Genomic DNA, 18758 nt, shown 5'->3' with positions numbered 1-18758 from the left:
AATGAAAAATACAATCGAATATTTAGATGCCTTATCGACTATGACAGGCATGATGACACGTAGTGCTGCATTAGAACTATTTACTTTGATTGCTTATCTTGTAAAAGAGAATGGAGAAGAAAGTAAAAATATCCTTTTATCAACACACGATAACATCTCAACTTTTATTTCTGATTTTGTAGCGGAAAAAGAATTTCACTGGTTTTCAAAGGATGTAATTCGTTGGAACGCCAATCTGCTTGTGAATATTGTTCAGGTGTTTTTAAGCCTGCGGGAAGAGTGTTCGAATAATCAAAATTATGGTGAAAAAGCTTTTGAAGTATTAAAAGCTTTTGCACTTAATTCAAATAAAAATTGGGACATGTTTAATATTGATTCACAAAATATTCTAAATATATTCACATCTATTATAGGGTCTGTCGAAGACAAAACACTTTACGATGGGGCATGTGGCCTAGGATTATTAGCACACGAGCTTAATACTCAAAAGCCTATATTACGTGATATCAATGAAGCAACAGTAGGGGTGACAAAACTGCTTTTTGCCTTAAGTGAAAAAGAGGCAGATATTCAGCGGGCAGATTCATTAAGTGAAGGCTCTTCAAGCTATGGTGTTGATCTTGTAGTGAGTACGCCACCAGTCAATATGAGGGTCTTAGAATCCTTGGTAGCAGGACAAAATTATTTAAAAGAATTATTTATTACTGCTCGTATTCCTACCAGTGCATCTGAGAGTCTGTGGATTCAACAAGCACTATATAACTTAAATGCGCATGGTAAAGCATACCTTCAGATTATCCCTGGCTGGCTATTCAGAGGTGGGTATGATGCAGAGTTGCGTGAAAAAATAGTGCAATTAAATTGGGTCGAAGCTGTTGTTTTACTTCCTGCTGGTATTTTGACTGATTCAAATATTGAAATGAGTTTACTTATTTTAAATAAAGCCAAAGCTAAAGATACCATTCGCATGGTGGATGCACGAGGTTTAGGCGAGCGTCAGCGTAGAAAGCTTCATTTAAGCCTGAATGATGCACAGAAAATTAAGGAACTGCTCACTGTTGATCAGGAGAATGAGTGGTCAAAAGATGTCACTATCCAACAGGTCAAAGCCAATAAATATAGCTTACACTGTAAGGAATATTTTGATGTGCATATTGAAGTTGAGCAGTTAGATCTTGAGCATGAGCTCGCAGTACTGCAAGAAAAGCAACGTCAGTATTTGAGTGTGAAGGATGAATTTAATCAGCTCTTAAACAACATTTGAATGAGTAATCTTACTTAAATAAATGTTACTCATATCACTGAATTTAGATTTAAACATTTGAAACAGATTTCAGGTGTCAGAGCGGAGTCATGATGAATCAGCTCTCACCCAAACGTATGTTCACTAAAAAATTAACCGCATTTCATCAAACAGTACCGATTACTACACAGCAGGCAAATAGCCTATTAGAAAAAGCGGATAGAGCCCTACAGCCTTTAATGGCAGAAAAATCTAATTCATATTTAATGCCAAATGATTTGTATTGTTCATCTATGGTACTAAATTTATCCACTAAATAAGCTATAGGCAGAGCATGGTTAACGTGCTCTGTTTTTTCATGAAAAACGATAAAGTGGTTTATTTATTTCACATTTGTTTTGGTAGAAGTGGCTAAAAACATGCATTAATAAATGTTTAAATGTCAGTTAAAAGAGAGATGTTATACTTAGTTCAATTGTCACCACCTTTAAATGAAATTAGCGCGTTAACTGTTTATTTTATGGCTAGGATCAATCCATAAGCCTTGAAGTTAAAGAATTATTGGGCTTTGTTGCAAAATACTTAACTATATGATTATATTTATTTTTGTTAAAATTTTCGAAAACCCATAGGAAATCAGTATTTTGCAAAATATTTTTGCAACAGCCATTCTGAATTAGACTTATGTACAAAATATTTTTCTTAATAAAAATAACGTGAACTGATATGCTTATTTTAAGGGGAGCTTTGTATAAAAGCATAATAAAGTACAGATAGTTGTAAATAATATGATGAATTTAACTGAGTCTCAGTTTGATTTTTTAAAGGACGTAGATCCTTTGATGCATGCTTTATTAGTCAGTGCGGAAGCAGCATACTACACAGCACCAGCGCATACACTTGTACAAACCCGAAAATTTGCTGAGATTCTGGTTAATAAAGTAGCCCAAGCCAATCAAATTGGAATCTCTGAACAGGCAGATTTTCTCTCCCGTATTCGTTTACTTGAGAATAGACTCAAGTTGAAAGCTGACTTTATCTCTGTTTTACATACCTTGCGTGTTAATGGTAACAAAGGTGCGCATGATGCCGAAACCGATCATAGTGATGCTTTGACTTCTTTACGGTTGTCATATCGAATGGCACAGTGGTTGTATATTCTGACTACTCAAAAAACCAAATTGTTCCCTGAGTTTGAAGCACCTGTTGATCCAACGCTTGAAGCACGGCGCATGCGTTTTGAATTGATGGAGTTACAGCAGCAGTTGCGTACGGCACAGGACAAGCAAACTGTTCACTCAGATATTCAACATAAATTGGCAGAACTAGAAGCAGAGAATCTACAGCTTAAGCACCAGCAGCAAGTAGAAGCACAAACCCTACAGGCTCAACTCGCTGCCTATGAAGCAAAAGTAAAAGAGCTGGAACAGCAGGCAACCATGCCTACTTTAGAGACACCTATTGAAGATGAGCAATTGGATATAGCCAATGCTTCATTTGAATTGTCCGAGGCTGAAACACGAGAGCTCATTGACCGTCAGCTTCAGCTCGCAGGTTGGCAGGCAGATACACAGCTTTTAAGGTATAGCAATGGCGTTCGCCCGCAAAAGGGTTTAAACCTTGCAATAGCAGAATATCCGACGTTACTGGATGGTGAAGAGGGTTTTGCGGATTATGTACTTTTTGAAGGCTTGATGCCTGTTGCAGTGGTCGAGGCAAAAAAGCAGAACAAAACCGTCAGTCAGTATATTCGTCAGGCGGAGCGTTACTCACAAGGCTTTCAATTTGCGTCTGATTTAGACAAGCCATACAAGAATACGCCGTGGACATCTGAGGAAAAGGTCTACCACATTCCTTTTGTGTATGCATGTAATGGTCAAAAGCAGTCTAAGCGTCTAGCTGATGAGGGCGGAATCTGGTTCCGTGATGTACGACATCCATCTAACATTTCTAAGGTGTTGCAAGGTTTCCATTCACCAGCAGGGTTGAAGCGAAAGCTTGAGCAGGATATTGCTCGTGCAGATGAATATTTAGAACAGACCGAGATTCTGCCATTTAATGATCGTGTCTATCAACGTGAAGGAATTAAAGCGGTTGAGCAAGCAATTGCCAAAGACAAGCAACGTATTTTACTTGCTATGGCAACAGGTACAGGTAAAACGCGTTTAGCGACTGGCCTAATGTACCGATTAATCAAAAGCCAGCGTTTTAAGCATATATTGTTCCTGGTTGATCGTTCTACTTTAGGCACACAGGCATTTGATGCATTTGGCGCTGAAGTGATTGAGCAAGGCCAAACCCTAGCTCAAATCTATACGGTTGCCGATTTAGGTGTAGATACGACTGAACATCCTGAAGTTCAAGTTGCTACAGTGCAAAGCTTGGTACATCGTCTGTTTAACAGTGATGCACCACTGCCAATCGATTTTTATGACTGTATCATCATTGATGAAGCACACCGTGGTTACACCCTGGATAAGGAAATGACTGAAGGTGAGGAAACGATTCGTGATGAAGCGCAGTACTTGTCTACCTATAAGCGTGTAATCGACTATTTTGATGCCACCCTGATAGGTTTGACTGCAACGCCTGCACTACATACAACAGAGATTTTTGGTAAGCCTGTCTTCACCTACAGTTTTACTCGTGCTGTAGAAGAAGGTTATCTAGTTAACTATGATAAACCGATTCGCTATATCACCAAGCTTAGTCAGGCAGGTATTGAAATACCTAAAGGGACAAGCGTTCAAGTGATGACTAATGCCACCGGACAAAAGACCACGGCACTGATACCCGATGACATGGATTTTGATGTCGCAGACTTTAACCGACGCGTGATCAATGAAAGCTTCAATAAAGTCATATGTCAGGCATTGGTAAAGGATCTGAACCCGTTAGGTGATGAGAAGACCATGATTTTCTGCGTGACGGATCGTCATGCGGATCAGGTGGTAGCATTGTTAAATGAGCTTTTCAAAGAGAAATATGGGAAAGACTGGAATAATGATGCTGTGGTGAAAATCACAGGCAATGCAGATCAGCCGAGCAAACTGGTAGAGAGCTATAAAAAGAATAAGTTTCCGAATATCGCCGTCACCGTAGATTTACTGACCACGGGTATTGATGTACCGAAAATCTGCAATTTGGTGTTTATGCGTAAAGTTCGTTCACGTGTGCTGTTTGAACAGATGCTCGGTCGTGCAACCCGGTTATGTCCTGAAATCGGTAAAACAGAATTCCGTATATACGACGCCGTAGATATCTTTGCGACCTTACAAGCAGTGAATACTATGCAGCCGATTGTTGTGCGTCCAAATATCAGTATTGATCAGCTGATTCGTGAGTTAAGTAATCCGGAGTTGATGCAGAAAGCTAAAGCAATCAATGTTCCTTGTATTGATGAAGTCAAGCGTACGCAAGCGGATATCGTTCTCGATGAATTTATTCAGAAAGTGACCCGTATTTTAGGTAAGGCTGAGAAGTTCAAGCATCATCCTGATCAGGTCAAACTGCGTGAAGCACTTGGAAAAATCAAAGAAAACTTTAAGGTTGATTCATTTAAGCTACCACAAATGCTGCGTGCTAAAGGCGTGGATGATCTTGGCAATTGGCTACAGCAAAACAGTGCGATTTTAGAAGCACGTTTGGCTGAGGTTCGTAGTGCTCTCGGCACCTTGGATTTACCAATTATCTCGGACGAGAAAGACGAACTGATTGAACGCGTCGTAGATACGGCACATCAACAGCCTGAAGATTATCTGGAATATTTTGATAGCTTCATTAAAACAGCCGTGAATGACAATGCTGCGATTAAAGCAGTTGTTACAAGACCATCAGATCTGACTCGCGAGCAGTTGCGAGAACTGGAAAACTTGTTGACCAGTAAAGGCTTTACCCAAAGCAAGCTAACCCAGGCACTAGGTGGCAATGAGTCCAATCAGACTTATGCATCACAGATCATCTCTATGATTCGACGTTCAACATTGGGTGAAGAAATTTCTTCTGTCGAAGAGCGTTATCAGCGGGGTCTAAACAGGATTCTACAGCAGCGTGCTTGGACTGAGGATCAAAAGCAATGGTTGGCACGATTAACCCTGTTTATTGCCAAAGAGGTGGTGGTTGACAAGAATATGATTCACCATCAGTTTGCTAAAGATGGTGGTGTAAAACGCCTGAGCAAGTTGCTTGATAGTGACGTTGAAAAACTGGTCGATGATATTCATGACGGGTTGTGGCAAGCCTCTTAACTGCTACAATCCACTCGTAATAAAATTTCTATATTTTTCACATTTTCTGATGAAGTGCAGCACATGACACAAAATGATATTGTCCAAAAACTCTGGAATCTTTGCGACGTATTAAAAGATGACGGGATTAACTATAGCGACTATGTGTCTGAACTGGTGATGCTACTCTTCGTCAAAATGGTCGATGAACTGGATGACGAGTTTTCTACGCTTGCCAAGATTTATCCTGAACAATATAAATGGATGCACTTTAAAGATCATAACGGCATTGAATTACTCAATTTCTATAAGCAGATGTTGCTTGATCTATCGCAAAATCAGAATGAGCTGATTGCATCAATTTATGCCAATGCTCAAACTCGCTTACGTGAACCTCGCCATTTACAGCAACTGATCAATGAATTTGACAAGCTGGACTGGTTTAGCATTAAAGCGGATGGTCTAGGCGATTTGTATGAAGGCTTACTTGAGAAGAATGCCACTGAAACTAAATCAGGGGCAGGTCAGTACTTTACTCCACGCCCGCTGATTAACAGTATTGTGCGTTGCATACAACCTAAGCCAAGTGAAGTGATTCAAGACCCTGCATGTGGTACGGCGGGCTTCCTGATTGCTGCGGATGCGTATATACGACAGCAAAATGATTTATATGCACTGACTGAACAAGAAACTCAGTTCTATACTTTAGATGCATTTGTTGGTGTAGAGCTTGTACCGAATACGCGCCGTTTAGCACAAATGAACTGTTTGTTGCATGATATTGGTGGTGAGCAGGGGGCAATTAAGCTGGGTAACTCGCTTGGTCCTGTAGGGCAGGCTTTGCCAAAAGCGGATGTGATTTTAGCCAATCCGCCATTTGGTACGTCTAAAGGTGGTGAAGCAAGTATTACGCGTGATGATTTGCCATTTAATACCTCAAATAAGCAATTGGCATTCTTGCAGCATATTTATAAGAACTTAAAACCAGGTGGTCGTGCCGCCGTGGTATTACCTGATAACGTGCTGTTTGAAGCTGGACAGGGTACAGCAATTCGTCAGGACCTGATGAACAAATGTAATGTGCATACGATTTTGCGTTTGCCGACAGGGATTTTCTACGCGCAAGGTGTAAAAACCAATGTGTTGTTCTTTACCAAAGGTACAGAAGCAAATCCGCTACAAGATGAACACTGTACTGTAGATACTTGGGTTTATGACCTGCGTACCAATATGCCAAGTTTTGGTAAGCGTACACCATTTACTGAAACACATCTGAAAGGCTTTGAAACGGTTTACGGCGCTGACCCTAAAGGTTTAACACCACGTACTGAGGGTGAGTGGTCTTTAACTTTGGATGAGCAAGAGCAAACACTTGAGAACAGTCGTTGGCGTAAGTTTAGTCGTGAATGGATTAAAGAGCAGAAGGGTGATTCTTTAGATATTTCATGGTTAAAAGACAATGACGCCGTGGATGCTGCGAATTTACCGGAACCGCATGTGTTGGCGAGTGAAGCAATGTCTGAGCTGACTCAGGCGTTGGTTGAGTTAGATGCCTTAATGAAAGCATTAGGTCAAACTGATGAAGCCAATACACAAAAACAGCTATTAGCAGATGCACTAGGTTTGAACGCTGAGGAACAGGCATGAGTTTAGATAATTTGCCTGTTGAATGGTTATCTTTACCGATTGAAAAGGTTGCTGAAGTTAAGGGAGGGAAACGTCTTCCAAAGGGAAAAACCTTTTCATCTGAAAAGACAAAGCATCCTTATATCCGTGTAACTGATATGGGTAATGGAAGTGTTGATCTAAGTGATTTACGTTATATAGATGAAGAAACTTATCAACATATTAGTAACTATATTATTTCAATAGATGACCTATATATAAGTATCGCTGGAACAATTGGTTTAGTAGGGAGCATTCCTGATTGCTTAGATGGGGCAAACTTAACTGAAAATGCTGCAAAAATTTGTAATTTGCAAGGAATTGAAAGACCTTATTTAAAGTATGTGTTGAATAGTCAAATAGCTATAGATCAATTTGATGACAAAGTGACGTCAAGTGGTCAACCTAAACTAGCTTTGTTTAGGATTAGAGATTGTAGATTTCCTTACCCTCCTTTAGCCGAACAACAAGAAATCGTTCGTCAGCTTGATATGATGCTTGCGCAAGTCGAGCAAATTAAAGCGCGTTTAGATGCAATTCCTGCCATTCTAAAAAAATTCCGTCAGTCGGTTTTAGAAAGTTATTTCAATAATTTAGCATCAGTTCAGCAGGTTAACTTAGATGATCTAGTGGTGAGTATTGATCAAGGCTGGAGTCCAAAATGTTTAAATACTCCAGCTAGTGCAGAGCAATGGGGAGTTATAAAAACTTCAGCCATTCAGCCTCTCTATTTCGATGCTAGCGAAAATAAAGAATTACCAAGTAATTTGAAACCAAGAGAAGCGTTGTCTTTGATATCAGGAGATGTGTTAATCACACGTGCAGGACCACGTGCTCGGTGTGGTGTGACCTGTATAGTTGATAAGGATTACGATAACTTAATGATATGTGACAAAGTATATCGAGTTCGATGTGATTCCAAAAAGATATCGGCGGATTATCTGAATCTCTATCTCAATTCATTAACAGGGCTTAGTTTAATTGAAAAGATGAAGACAGGTTCTTCAGAAAGTGGGATGAATTTAACTCAATCTAAATTTAAAGAATTAGTTATTCCATTGGTAAGTTTAAAGCAGCAACTTGCTTTTGCAAAAGACATAAAAAAATTCTTCCAACTTGCAAATCATATTGAAGAAACTGTTCAATCAGCTCAAAAGCGAGTCAATTTACTTACTCAGTCTATTCTTGCTAAAGCCTTTAGCGGTGAACTGACTGCCGAATGGCGTGAACAGCATCAAGAGCTGATTACAGGTGTCAATAGTGCGGAAAGCTTGCTTGCTAAAATACAGGCGGAAAGAGAAGCGAGTAAGTCTGCTAAAAAGACGCGTAAAAAGAAAGAAGTTTGAACAAAAAATGCATCGAGGGGACGAGGCATTTTTTTTAATTGTGTTAAAGAGGAAATGATACGTTCAAATTATTTGAGTTATTAATCAATAGGCTTAATTAATCATTTTAAAAGTAACGTATTGAATATGATAGTGATGAGTATTTTAATATTTAAAATTCGAGTGTTTTAATAATGAGCAATTTAAATTTTAGTCCAAGAAAATATTTAGAGCAGATATTAACAACACGAGGATTAACATCTGCTGATGGGCGGGTACTTTATCAATATCAATTATCAGTTGGTGAATTTAAAGAAATTGAAAACATTCTTAAAAAAAGTTTCCCATTTCAAAATTTAAACCGTATAGGCGATGAATGGGCAAGGTTGTTTACACTGTATGCTGCCGAGTGGTTTAGACGTGAATATACTGCAAAATGGACATGGGATCCGATTTTAACTGCATTAAATATCGTCGATTTACCCGTAAATACCAGAAATGAAGTTGTAATTAAAGGGCTGAGATTCTGGAAGCGCCCGATTATAAAATATAGTAAAGCCAATAACTACCTGGGTTCGATTTTTAAAGAGGGTGGGTTCCCGGCACGCCTGTTAAAAGAGGATGGCAATCGCTATATCTCGATTTTTCAAAAAGTGACCTCATTATATTTAAACAATAAATATGATATTGATGAATTAAGAGCTGAAATTCAGCAAGAATTAAAAACGCTGCCCCAAGCATTTGAGCATGATGAGACATTATCTTTAGTAATTGATATTGTAAAATTAATCATCGAAAAAGTGGAAAAGTATGGATTAAATGTACAGCATGATCCAATTACCATTTTAGATCAAGAATCAAGGAGTTGGCGTAAAGAATTTCCATTGCCAATTGATGAAGATCAAAGCATTGTAGATGATTTCTTAAGGCATTTATTTAAATCTACCACTGAAGAAATTTCTAAACATCACCAATTACACCAGGCTTTCAAATGTACACATAGCTTGTCTAAGGATTTTAGAGAGCTATTTAGTACGGTTTATTTGCCTGAAGAACTTTCTTTTATATTGAAAGAGAACACTGAGTTACTTCGAACACGGGGTCATTTGGTGATTAAAGAAGGCTTGAATAATAAAAGCCACTTTTTATGCGTTGCTTATCTTTCTTTGCAGGAGTGCCAACAAGTCATTGCAGAAATTAACCGAGGGTTTTCAAAAGACATTCGCCGACAATCCTGCAATGAAACCTTATATTTGTGTTTAGAGGTAGATGGGGTAGTACTTAGCTATAAGGAATTAGAAGACAGTTCTCTGGATTTTGAAACTTTACCTATAGCTTTTGAAATACAGGAAAAACCAAAGTATATTGCACAAGGTGCGCTAAAAACTAAGGCATCTGAAGTCTTACTTAGTCTGCCGGCTGGCGCAAAGTTTATCCATACAGAATCAGAAGACTCACCACAGTATATAGGGCAATTTTTAGCATTTGATCTGTATAAAATTAGTGGCCAACAACGGATTCTGACACAAGATGGTGATCAAATTTTCATTAAATGCGGTCACTCTCAAGTTGAATTTGAACAGTTATTATTTAGAACAAATAATATCAGCGCATTACAAACTTCACCCAGTTTAGCATTCACAGGAAAACCAGTATTAAAAACATTTGATACACATACTTTGTTTTGTGGCAAAGAGCCGATTGAAAGTATCCTTTTGCATCGGTTACTTGGAGAACAGATGCTAACTTTAAAAAATAGACAGGGTGAAAGTCTATTAAAAAAGAGAGTAATTGTTTTACCAAAACATTTTGAAGTAAATGTAAGAGCAGGTGCTGTACTTAATCAAGCTATACTTGATATTGAATCAGATGCTGAAATTCAAATTGAAGTCTTGAATCCTCATTCAAGCTTAGTCTATGAAAAGACTGGAATATCGTATAAGTGCCAAGTGGAATGTGCAGTTGTACCTTTAGCATTAAACTTAAAAATAACCTTTAAATTTGGTGGAGAGTGTATTGTTACAGTTCCTTTTCCTGCAAGAGGATTCAAACTGATTCGTGAGCAGCAAGAGTTAATATCTACAGATTTAGTCATTCATGATTTATTAAATACAGAATTAACGGTTTATTCATACGATAGACCTGCTAAATTAGGCTTTGATCTTGTCTTAAAAACAAAAAATAATCAAAAACATGCTTTACCTTTTTATCGTACACAGCTGAAAGTAAAACAAGGAATTTCTTTAATTAATTTATATGAGTTTATGGAAGATGTGAAAAGTGTATTGAGTGTCGATGATGACTTGGATAGTTATGTTGAATGTACCGTCAGATATCAGCAGATTGAAAAAAAATTCAATATCCGTCATTACGCACATCAGTTAAATTGGGGGAAAAGTATTCAGGCGTACTATGCTGAAAATGCCTCAAATCATACCGAATCTTTATGCTTTAAACCGCAAGTGATGTCATTGGTGCAACCACAGGTTACACCACTCGATTTAATTGAAAAAAATGAATGGGTAGGGAAAGCTTTTCAAATACCAGAGTTAGATATGAGTCTTGCTCCTTATTTATTAATTCCGAGCAAAGGTTCTACATTATTTAGAGCAAAACTCATTCATAAGTTTGATTATCCTCAAGATGAAGACATTGAGCCTTTAACTGTCGCCACACGTGCATTTGGTCAGAATAAACTATCGATTAAGCAGTTTATACGTACAGTAAATTATGAAAATAATGAGGTGTTTTGGGAACATGTGAAAGCTTTATTACATAATTATGACCATTTGCCTTTAAATACTTTTGAAGTATTAAAAGGTCTAGCAAGTAATTATGATCAATTGGCTATCGCAATATTTAAACTTGATTTATCTCTCGATATTTTACGTCGTTTCGAAACCGAACTGTCGGTGATGTGGTATTTAATTCCTGTCTCATCATGGTTGAATGCAATCAATCAATTGATTCAGTATTGGCAGAAAATACTGATGGATGATGGAACATATGGTCGAGCAAAGGCAGAAAATATCTTAAAAAGATTGAAGAATTTTACTCCTTTATTGGCTGAATCATTTCATACATTCTATTTGAGCAATCAACGTTCATTTGGGCCTGAATTTAATTTTCACTTTTTAAATGACTGGATATTTGAAGGTAACTTTATAGGTGGTTTAGAAAACTCTGAGTATCAACGTATGTTGCAACGAAATCATAGTGCAACAGAAGATCAAGCGTGGCCAACGGCACTTTCGCAGAATAAATGGGCTTACTTTGACTGTATGCAGAAGCTCCCTTTTAGTTGTCAATTGGCAAGTCAGTGGAATAAAGATGTGGTCTATTTACCATTTTGTTTAGCATATATGAACGTTAAGCATCATTCTAAACTGCAATTGAGTGCCTACGATATATTGCAACTTAAGCAAATCATTGCATTTGATGAGCAATGGTTTAATCAAATTTTTAGTTCAATTGTTAAATATTTAATTTTAGAAGCGAAGTAACAATGTATAAATATTTTAGTTCTTTAACACAAGAAAGTATTCAAAAAAATAAAGAAGCTACACTGAGTATATTGGGTATCTCGCATCCTGAACTACGTAATGTTCTAGAACAGCAGATGTCTCAAGCTGTGGGTGAAGATCAATCATTTTTATCTTCACCTGTAATTGAACAGATGTTTGCATGGAAGAAAGGTCAGCCTACTTTAGAAGATTTGGGTGGTGAATTACTTCATGCAAATGTGATTGATGCTTTAGATCATAAAGAAAACGGCGCATATCGGTTTAATCGTAACTATCAACCTTATGTACATCAATTACAGAGCTGGAATGCTTTGTTAGAAGATAAAAAATCGATTGTTGTGACTTCAGGAACGGGTTCAGGTAAGACGGAATGTTTTATGGTGCCCATTCTAAATGACTTGTATGAAGAATTTATTCAAGCAGGGCAATCCTTAACTGGTGTGCATGCATTGTTTTTATATCCACTCAATGCACTGATTAACTCACAACAAGAACGTTTAGATGCTTGGACGCGGCATTTCCTACCATCGAATGCTATTCGTTATTGTTTATATAATGGTAATACACCAGAGCATAAATCACAGAAAACTGGAGAACAAAATCTTCATCCGAATCAAGTATTCACACGTGAAGAACTAAGATCGAATCCGGCTCCTATTTTGGTGACAAATGGCACCATGTTGGAATATATGATGGTGCGCCAAATCGATGCACCTATTTTGCAAAAATCTCAAGGAAAATTGCGTTGGATCGTATTGGATGAAGCTCATAGTTATATGGGCTCACAAGCAGCTGAGCTTGCGATGCAACTACGTCGTGTTCTACATGCATTTGGTGTAGAAGCAAAAGACGTTCGTTTTGTCGCAACATCTGCAACGATTGCAGGTGCAGATGCAGAGGAAAAACTGAAACAATTTTTATCAGAGATTTCAGGTCAAAGTATTGAGAATATTTTGGTGATTGGTGGTCAACGTGAAGTACCTCCATTAGCTTCGGTTGAGAGTAATCTTCTGTCTTTTGATGAATTAGTGTCTATTGATGAAGGACAAGAAATTTCTTTTGAGCGTTATCATAAACTGTCTGGACACCCAATCGCACTGACTTTACGTGAATATATTTGCTCAGAACGTGCTTTAACACTAGAAGATTTATTCAAAAAAAAACTAGAAAAGGATTTTCAGCTATCTCAACAAGAGATTTTAAAATGGTTAGATCTATTAACCTTTACAAAACCTTCTATTACGGAACAAGCTTTTCTCAAGATTCGAGTTAACTATTATCAACGTGTAACTCATGGATTATGGAGTTGTATAAATGATAAGTGTGATCAAAAATCTGAAGATCTAAAAAACTGGAGCTTTGGCCAGGTGTATGCGACACATCAAGAAAACTGTGCGTGTGGAGCACCTGTATTGGAATTAACGTTCTGTAAGAGTTGTAAGGAACCACATTTATTAGGTTTATTGGGTAGGGAAGATGTTCTTAAACAATGGACTGTTGAAGTTGAAGATGAATTTGCATTACTTATTGATAATGAAACGGAAGAGCAAGAAGAACGTGAATTTAAAAATGCTATAAAGAATCGTTTAGTGGTATTTTCTTCAAATGAAAATAAAGAGAAAAACTATCGTCGACAACAACTGAATCTAGATAATTTAAAACTTGGGCAAATTTCTAAAAATGCGTTAAATGTGCATTATTTTGAGCCGCTTAACACTGGTGATTCTGTTGAATGTAGCAATCCTGAATGTGGCTCGAAAGGAACAAAATATGATTTGCCATTTAGACGTGCGATTTTAGGTGCACCTTACTATATTACACAGACTGTTCCACATCTTTTACAATATTGTCCAGATATTGATCAGGATGATATTGATGAAGCAAGCAAAAATTTTAATGATCCAGAATTTATTGAAGGTGAATTCAAAGATCTCAAAGACTGCACACCATGGGACATGCCAGCTAAGGGTAAGCGCTTAATTACCTTTACGGATAGTCGTCAAGGCACTGCACGCTTGTCTGTCAAAATGCAACAAGAAGCAGAACGGTCGCGCTTACGTGGTGCTGTACTTAAAGCTTTAATACAACATACGAAAGCACAAACTATAACTATGGATTCGACGGAGGTATTTTTACGTCAGAAGATAGAAGAAGCAGAAAAATCAGGAAATGACTTTTTAATTAATCTATTTCAAAAAGAATTAGATGGTTTTATAAATAATAAAGCCCCAGTTGCGCTACCTGAAATAAGTTGGGAAGAGCTATATCGAGTCTTAGCAAAAGATTTTGATTTCCAAAATGGTATTTTACTCGCAAATCGTCATATAGCAGGTGATATTTTTGATGATGCAGGACCACTTAAACTGGCACAAATGCTACTAACACGTGAGTTTTCACGTCGACCTAAAAACGCCAATAGCTTAGAAACTTTGGGGTTAGTAAAAGTTAATTACCAAGGATTAAAAGACTTAAGTGATCTACCTAACTATTGGAAAGAGCAAAAATTAAGTATTCAAGATTGGCAGGATTTTATTAAAGTTATTCTAGATTACTATATTCGTGAGAATACAGTGATTGATCTTGCTGAAGAATGGAAACAATGGATGGGTGGACCTGTACGCCCTAAGCATGTTGTAACTCATGAAGATCGAGACAAGTTTAAACAGCGAGATGATGGTTCGAAAAATAATAGTATTTTGGCATGGCCAATGGCATCGGTGTCTAAAAATCACCGTCTAGTCAAACTTTTAGTGTTAGGTGCAAAATTAGATCTAAGCTTGCAAGCACATCGAAATATAGCTGATGATTGGTTAAAAAAAGCATGGCAAGTATTAGAAGCTGAATTCTTAGTTGAAGATGGAAATTCAAAATATCATCTTAGAAAGGAAAAACTAACCTTTAGTTTACTGGATAAAGTCTTTTTATGCCCAATTACGCATCGTTTAATAGACACTACTTTTAAAGGATTTACTCCGTATTTACCGATAAGTTTGCCACAAAATACTGATAAATATAAAACCGAAGAAATGGCTTTTCCAAAGCTATGGCAGTTTGATCATGAAAATCTAACTGCACTTCACCAAGATTTAGCAGTGAGCAAGCTAAGATCACTAAATTTATGGACAGACCTATCAGATAGCGCAGTATTGGGAGGTTTCTTCTATCGTACAGCAGAACATTCTGCACAACAGTCGGCAAATTTACTCAAGCAATATGAAACTTACTTTAAGGCAGGTAAGGTCAATGTCCTAAACTGCTCTACAACCATGGAAATGGGGGTTGATATTGGAGGGATCTCAACGGTAGTTATGAACAATGTTCCTCCACATCCTGCCAATTATTTACAACGTACAGGGCGTGCAGGACGTGGCAGTCAATCACGTGCTATTTCTTATACGATTTGTAAAAATAATCCACATGATCAGCAAGTGTTTAAGCAACCATTATGGGCTTATACCACAGCAATTCAGGCACCTCATGTAAGCTTTAATTCACAACGGTTGATTCAGAGACATATCAATGCACAGTTACTAGCCATCTTTTTAATCAAAGAAATTGGGGATACAGATATTGATCGACCCAAACTAGATTTAAAATGGTTTTATCTTAAACAGGATGATCAATCTGATTCAATTTGCGACACCTTTGAAAAATGGTTGGTGGGCAAAGCAGTAAAAGATTATCAACAAGTATTAAAATTTTTGAAAAAAGGCACAGCATTAAAAGATATTGATAATGCAGAAATCATAGATGCTTGTGTGACAAAAATCCGAGAACTTAAGATAGAATGGTTGGAAGAATATGTCATCGTTGAAAGAGAGTATCAACAAGAACTGGCTACGAATCCTAATAGTAGCTATCTACATCGCCTGACACATGAAAAATACCGTTTGACACAAGCATATTTATTATCTGAGTTAGCGATGCGTAACTTTTTACCAAGTTATGGTTTCCCAACGGATGTGATTACCTTTAATAATATTACTAAGCTAGAGAAAGATCGTTGGGATAAACTTTCAAAGAACCGAAAAACAAAGGATTTGGAAAGTTGTCTTGATCGTGAAGATAATTTATCGCGTGTAAAAGGCTTACCAAGCCGTAATATTGCGATTGCGATTCGTGAATATGCACCAGGTGCAGAAGTTATCGTTGATGGTCGTGTCTATACATCGAGAGGCATATCACTTGCATGGCAGAATACTCATAATGAACACGATAAGAAATCCCAGAAATTTGATTATGCTTGGATGTGCCATCACTGTGGTCAAACAGGGTTGACATCAGGTGTTTTGCTGAATGAAGAACAGTTGATATGTACAAATGCTAAATGTGGCGAAATTATAAAAGATGTTAAAAAAGTATTACGTCCAAACGGATTTAGTGTTGATTATTATGATAAACCCAATAATGATGTCACGATGCAAAAATATATCCCTGTCCAGAAACCTTGGGTAGGGCTTTCAGAAACAGCTCAAAGTTGGCCATTGCCACATGCTAATTTAGGATATTTTAACGTAGACCCTGATGGACATGTATTTCAATATAGTTCAGGATTGAACGGCACAGGATTTGCTATTTGTATGCAATGTGGTCGAGCGGATTCAATGGAAGAAAGTTATGACGGTGAAGCGAAGTTTCCAAGTACTTTAACTCCAGATCGTCCACATAAGGCACTTAAAGCTCTAAAAGATGGTGATAAATTTAAACGACCAGATTGCGGTGGTTCAAGCGTCGTTAAAGCTAATATTCATTTAGGCTGCCAAATTAAAACCGATGTATTGGAAATTGTTTTAAAACATCCGACCCGTAATGAATATATTTTAAACAATGAAGATGGTCGAATTATTGCAACAACATTAGTTGTAGCTTTACGTCAGGCAATAGCAACTAAATTGGGTATTGCTACTGATGAGTTGGGTTATGCAGTAAAAGTGAAGAAAATTGATGATCAAGCAGTTTTAGTTTTACAAATTTTTGATGACCTAAGCGGTGGAGCGGGTTTTTCGACTACTGCTGCTCATTATATTGCTGAAGTTTTAAGATCATTAGTTGCGGAAAAACTAAATTGTATAGACGATAGTTGTGATTCAGTCTGTGGCAAATGCTTGCTTGATACTCAAACAAGACATGACATTGAAAACTTAGATCGTACTTTGGCATTGGTATGGTTAGGAGATGAGTTTTTAACTTACTTAGATTCTCCAATTGCTAATACAGATTTTATCGCGGGTACTCCATTTACGATCATTGAGCAATATGTAAATCATGGTGCAACACAAATCACATTCAACCTCACCGGTAATAGTGAAGATTGGGATGTTTTGTGTACTGCAATCAGAAAAAAACTATTTAAATTTTTGAATAGTAATATAAAGCTAGTGGGGGTGGTCTCATTAGATATGAGTTTGACACCACAAATACAGCAAGAAATGTTGGCATTGGAAAAAATCGGTATTTCATTTACGGTGAATAGCAATATTACCCCTGAATATTTGTATGCTCAGATTGTAAGTCAGGAGAAAGTAATCACCTTATACAATCAGTCGACAGAAGTAAGTTGTTTTAATGAGTTCTGGTTGGAGGGTCAAAGCCCAAGCTATAAATCAATTACTTCCCCAGAGTTGCAATTACAAAAATTTAGTTTTGATTTTAAAGCTATTGAATCTTATGAAAATGAGTTTCAACAAATCAAAGTTGGTAAAGATTTTGATGGTGAATCAGTAAATGATTTTGCTGAAAAATTTTGGGCTAAAGTTTTACCAATATCTAAGCTACACGATTTGGTGAATGATGAGGTTATAGAAATAGAATATTCAGATCGATATTTGCAATCCCCAGCAAATATTATTCTGATAACCAGTTTGTTAAAAGGAATAAAGAAATTATTAGGTATTCGCCCTCGATTAACGATAACAACTTGTTTTAGAAACAAACAAATACAAGATGAAAAATTATATTCAGATTTTAGCAAGCGTGAAGTATTTGAGAGTTTCTTTATAAATTATTTTGAAGATCAGTTATCTCAGAAGCTGAATTTGCAGATACCCGACTCAAAAATTGATCATGCGAGATTTTTACTTTTTAGATTGAAATCTGGGAAGAAAATTGAGCTTCGATTAGATCAAGGAGTTGGATTTTGGCAGATAAAATACATTGAGTGGCCAAAAGTGAAAGAAGACAGAGATTTTCCATTTAATGAAAGTTTCCAAAAACAATTGTTGTGGGTAAAACGGCAAGAGACGAATCTATGTGTAAGAAGTGAAGAGAATTTTAAGACTGATTTATATATCACTAAATCTTAAAGTGCATATAAATAGAGTCATTATAGATTGCTAAGAGTATTCATAAGCCTGTACTTTTTACTAATGCTGAAAAGAAAGTTTCAGCATTAGTAAAGGAAGCTCATGAAGCCTTGGAAATCTTTAAAGAGTTAGGAAAAATTTACCATCGATGTTATGAGTTTATTTCTTAGATTGTTGCCTGTGGTGATAAAACCTTGAGTATCTAAGTGAACTCACACTGTATTGTTCCAGATGCTACGTGAGCAAGATGTCAGAGAACACTGGTATGATAACTCAAATTCACAATAATCCACGTGAACAAGCGCTGTTAGGTGAATTTGATACAGCACTTGAGACGCTGTCCTGGCATAGCAATGCCGCATATGGAGCAAATGACACAGCTTATGAGCAATTCAACAAAGCCAGGCTGAAAGAGAAGCGAGTAAGCCTGTGAATAAGATGCGTAAAAAGAAAGAAGTTTGATTTTTAAAATG

8 protein-coding genes are annotated in these 18758 nt (G+C 37.1%); all 8 read left to right on the top strand.

What is annotated here, in order from left to right:
- Position 1: 1 nt before the first annotated feature.
- The 8 genes from MST16_RS10870 (at position 2) to MST16_RS10835 (ending at position 18718) form a co-directional block, all read left to right on the top strand.
- Positions 2-1264 carry a class I SAM-dependent DNA methyltransferase gene (locus tag MST16_RS10870; protein ID WP_180092340.1) on the top strand — a complete coding sequence of 421 codons (1263 nt, stop codon included), beginning with the start codon at positions 2-4 and terminating at the stop codon, positions 1262-1264.
- Between the two features lie 89 nt (positions 1265-1353).
- Positions 1354-1563: a hypothetical protein gene (locus tag MST16_RS10865; protein ID WP_180092344.1), complete on the top strand. Its 210-nt coding sequence runs from the start codon at positions 1354-1356 to the stop codon at positions 1561-1563.
- Positions 1564-2031: 468 nt separating this feature from the next.
- Positions 2032-5490 (top strand): type I restriction-modification system endonuclease, encoded by a 3459-nt coding sequence (gene hsdR / locus MST16_RS10860; protein ID WP_180092347.1) that lies wholly within the window; start codon positions 2032-2034, stop codon positions 5488-5490.
- Positions 5491-5553: 63 nt separating this feature from the next.
- Positions 5554-7116, top strand: a complete 1563-nt coding sequence (locus MST16_RS10855; RefSeq protein ID WP_180092350.1) for an N-6 DNA methylase — start codon at positions 5554-5556, stop codon at positions 7114-7116.
- Complete coding sequence (locus tag MST16_RS10850; protein ID WP_180092353.1) at positions 7113-8480, top strand: restriction endonuclease subunit S; 1368 nt, start codon at positions 7113-7115, stop codon at positions 8478-8480. The genes MST16_RS10855 and MST16_RS10850 overlap by 4 nt, the downstream gene beginning before the upstream one ends.
- A gap of 173 nt (positions 8481-8653) precedes the next feature.
- On the top strand, positions 8654-11962 hold the full coding sequence (locus MST16_RS10845) for an STY4851/ECs_5259 family protein (RefSeq protein WP_180092356.1): 3309 nt from the start codon (positions 8654-8656) through the stop codon (positions 11960-11962).
- Between the two features lie 2 nt (positions 11963-11964).
- Positions 11965-18285, top strand: a complete 6321-nt coding sequence (locus MST16_RS10840; protein ID WP_180092358.1) for a DEAD/DEAH box helicase — start codon at positions 11965-11967, stop codon at positions 18283-18285.
- Between the two features lie 265 nt (positions 18286-18550).
- Positions 18551-18718 carry a hypothetical protein gene (locus tag MST16_RS10835; protein WP_180092360.1) on the top strand — a complete coding sequence of 56 codons (168 nt, stop codon included), beginning with the start codon at positions 18551-18553 and terminating at the stop codon, positions 18716-18718.
- Positions 18719-18758: the final 40 nt, after the last annotated feature.

It is taken from the genome of Acinetobacter sp. YH16040_T (assembly GCF_024605785.1).
GTDB lineage: Bacteria > Pseudomonadota > Gammaproteobacteria > Pseudomonadales > Moraxellaceae > Acinetobacter > Acinetobacter amyesii.
This window is presented reverse-complemented; position numbering and strand designations above follow the sequence as displayed.